3 protein-coding genes are annotated in these 2,730 nt (G+C 47.7%); 1 reads left to right on the forward strand and 2 read right to left on the reverse strand.

The genetic code is table 11. The features are described 5' to 3' along the window. Both Q1V74_RS01435 and Q1V74_RS01440 read right to left on the reverse strand, forming a co-directional pair. On the reverse strand, nucleotides 1-1,133 hold a 1,133-nt coding region (locus Q1V74_RS01435), incomplete at its 3' end, for a fumarate hydratase (protein ID WP_300646741.1). A gap of 59 nt (nucleotides 1,134-1,192) precedes the next feature. Beyond that, entirely contained in the window at nucleotides 1,193-1,960 is a 768-nt protein-coding gene (locus Q1V74_RS01440) for a crotonase/enoyl-CoA hydratase family protein (RefSeq protein WP_300646742.1), read from the reverse strand. Nucleotides 1,961-2,196: 236 nt separating this feature from the next. On the opposite strand from Q1V74_RS01440, the gene Q1V74_RS01445 reads away from it, so the two are divergent. Continuing rightward, the coding region (locus tag Q1V74_RS01445; RefSeq protein WP_300646743.1) for a glycine--tRNA ligase subunit alpha at nucleotides 2,197-2,730 on the forward strand (534 nt) is incomplete at its 3' end.

The following is a 2,730-nucleotide window of genomic DNA, read 5'->3' on the forward strand; positions in this document are numbered from 1 at the left end:
GGCCCCACGTAATAAATCACACGATTAGTAAAATCCACCGGCAGTGGTTCGCCCTTTGCTAACATGGTTTGAATACGCTTATGCGCCGCATCGCGCCCAGTCAGCATTTTCCCAGACAATAATAAAGTTTCACCTGGTTTCCAGCTCGCCACCTCTTCGGCTGTAAGTGTATCCAAATTAACAGCTTTAGACTGATTGTAATCAGGCGCCCAAGCCACATCAGGCCAAACATCTAAAGATGGGGCTTGTAGTTTTGCTGGACCACTGCCATCTAGCACAAAATGCACATGACGCGTTGCTGCACAGTTAGGAATCATAGCAATCGGCTTAGAGGCCGCATGGGTGGGAAAAGTATTGATTTTTACATCTAGAATAGTAGTTAACCCACCTAATCCCTGCGCCCCAATTCCTAATGCATTCACCTTTTCATAGAGCTCAATACGTAGCTCTTCGATTTTGTTTTGTGGCCCACGCTGCAACAACTCAAACATATCAATGTCTTCCATCAGCGATTCTTTGGCCATTAGCATGGCTTTTTCAGCCGTGCCCCCAACGCCAATCCCAAGCATTCCAGGCGGACACCAGCCCGCTCCCATTTGCGGGATTTGTTCTAGCACCCAATCTACAATGGACTCACTGGGGTTTAACATTGCAAAACGGCTTTTGTTTTCTGATCCGCCGCCTTTTGCCGCTACGCCGACTTCGACCGTATCCCCGGGAACCAATTCCACATTCACAATACAGGGGGTGTTATCTCGCGTGTTTTTACGCGCAAAGATGGGGTCGTCTAACACGGAGGCGCGTAAAGGGTTATCGGGATTGGTATAGCCCTGACGTACCCCCTCGTCACAAATGTCTTGTAGTGAACGATTCGTATCAAAACGCACGTTCATCCCTACTTTCAAAAACACATTCACCACCCCTGTATCCTGACAAATAGGGCGATGGCCTTCTGCTGACATTTTAGAGTTGGTCAATATCTGAGCAATAGCATCTTTGGCTGCAGGGTTTTGTTCGCGCTCATAAGCGCGAGCCAAATGCTCAATGTAGTCAGCCGGATGGTAGTAGCTAATAAACTGCACCGCATCGGCGATAGATTGGATGAGATCGTCTTCTTTAATTACTGTGCTCATGATGGTGTTGTAAAAAATAAACAAAAGGCTTTGTCACACCGACAAAGCCCAGCAAAAAACTACTTACCCTGCCAAACGGGTTTACGTTTTTCAGCAAAAGCCGTGGCTCCCTCTTTGGCATCTGCCGAGGTAAAGACATGTGCAATACGAGGGCGCTGCAAGTCAAACATGTGCGCCTGAGACCAATCACGTGACTCGGCAATAACCTGTTTAGCTGTTTGTACTGCCAATGGCCCATTTTCCTGAATACGCGCAGCCAAATCTAAAGCCCCCTGAAGCGCCTGCCCCTCGGGGACAACACGATTAATTAAGCCCCACTGTGCCGCTTGCTCAGCACTAAACATATCACCAGTTAACACCAGTTCCATAGCAACCACATAGGGCACCCGCGCAGGTAAACGAAGTAAACCGCCAGAGCCTGGCACAATACCGCGTTTGGTTTCAGGAACGCCAAATTTAGCCGTTTCAGCGGCAATGATCATATCGCATGACATCGCGATCTCTAGTCCGCCAGCCAACGCATAACCCTCGATCGCCGCAATAAGAGGCTTACGTGGTGGTTTTTCACAAATGCCCGCAAAGCCCCTATCACCTACGTAAGGACGTTGCCCGTCTTTAGCAAATGCTTTTAAATCCATACCCGAACAGAAGGTTTGATTGGCGCCTGTTAAAATCCCTACAACCACATCGGGATTAGCGTCTAGCTCATCGAGTGCTGCCGCCAACTGTACAGCTGTGTCATAATTGATCGCATTACGCGCTTCAGGTCGATTCAAGGTAATAATTAATACCTGACCTTGCTTGTCTACCTTTACCAGTTCTGCCATGGTGACTCCTTTTGGTTGGTTATTGTATGAACTTCAAAAATAGCTTCTATACAATAGGGCTATTTCTTAACTTGTTATCATACGATCTTTTGTCTGAAATGGGCTTTTTCTAAAATGAACTGTCCACCCTTGATCTGGGCGATTCGGTTATCTATGTGAAAAGCTAGGTCTAGCTCCAGACAAAAGGTAAAATAACCCATTTTGCGGCATAACGTTTATTTGGCCTACTTTGCAACATGCTCACCTTTCAACAACTAATTCTGCAACTTTCACACTACTGGGATGAACAGGGCTGCACTTTGCTCCAGCCTTTTGATATGGAAGTGGGTGCAGGCACTTCTCATACAGCGACCTTTTTGCGTGCCATTGGCCCAGAGCCATGGCGTGCGGCTTACGTGCAGCCTTCGCGCCGTCCTACTGACGGGCGCTATGGTGAAAACCCCAACCGTCTCCAACACTATTATCAATACCAAGTCGTCCTCAAACCCGCACCTGAAAACATTGTGGATTTATACATTGGCTCTTTAAAAGCCATTGGTATTGATCCCAACATTCACGATATCCGTTTTGTGGAAGATGATTGGGAAAACCCCACTTTGGGTGCTTGGGGTCTGGGCTGGGAAGTCTGGCTCAATGGCATGGAAGTCACTCAGTTCACTTACTTTCAACAGGTTGGCGGTCTAGACTGTGTGCCCGCCACCGGCGAAATCACCTATGGTCTTGAGCGTCTTGCAATGTACTTACAAGGGGTCGAAAGCGTTTATGATCTA

This window comes from Paenalcaligenes sp., from assembly GCF_030152715.1.
GTDB classification, from domain to species: domain Bacteria; phylum Pseudomonadota; class Gammaproteobacteria; order Burkholderiales; family Burkholderiaceae_B; genus Paenalcaligenes; species Paenalcaligenes hermetiae.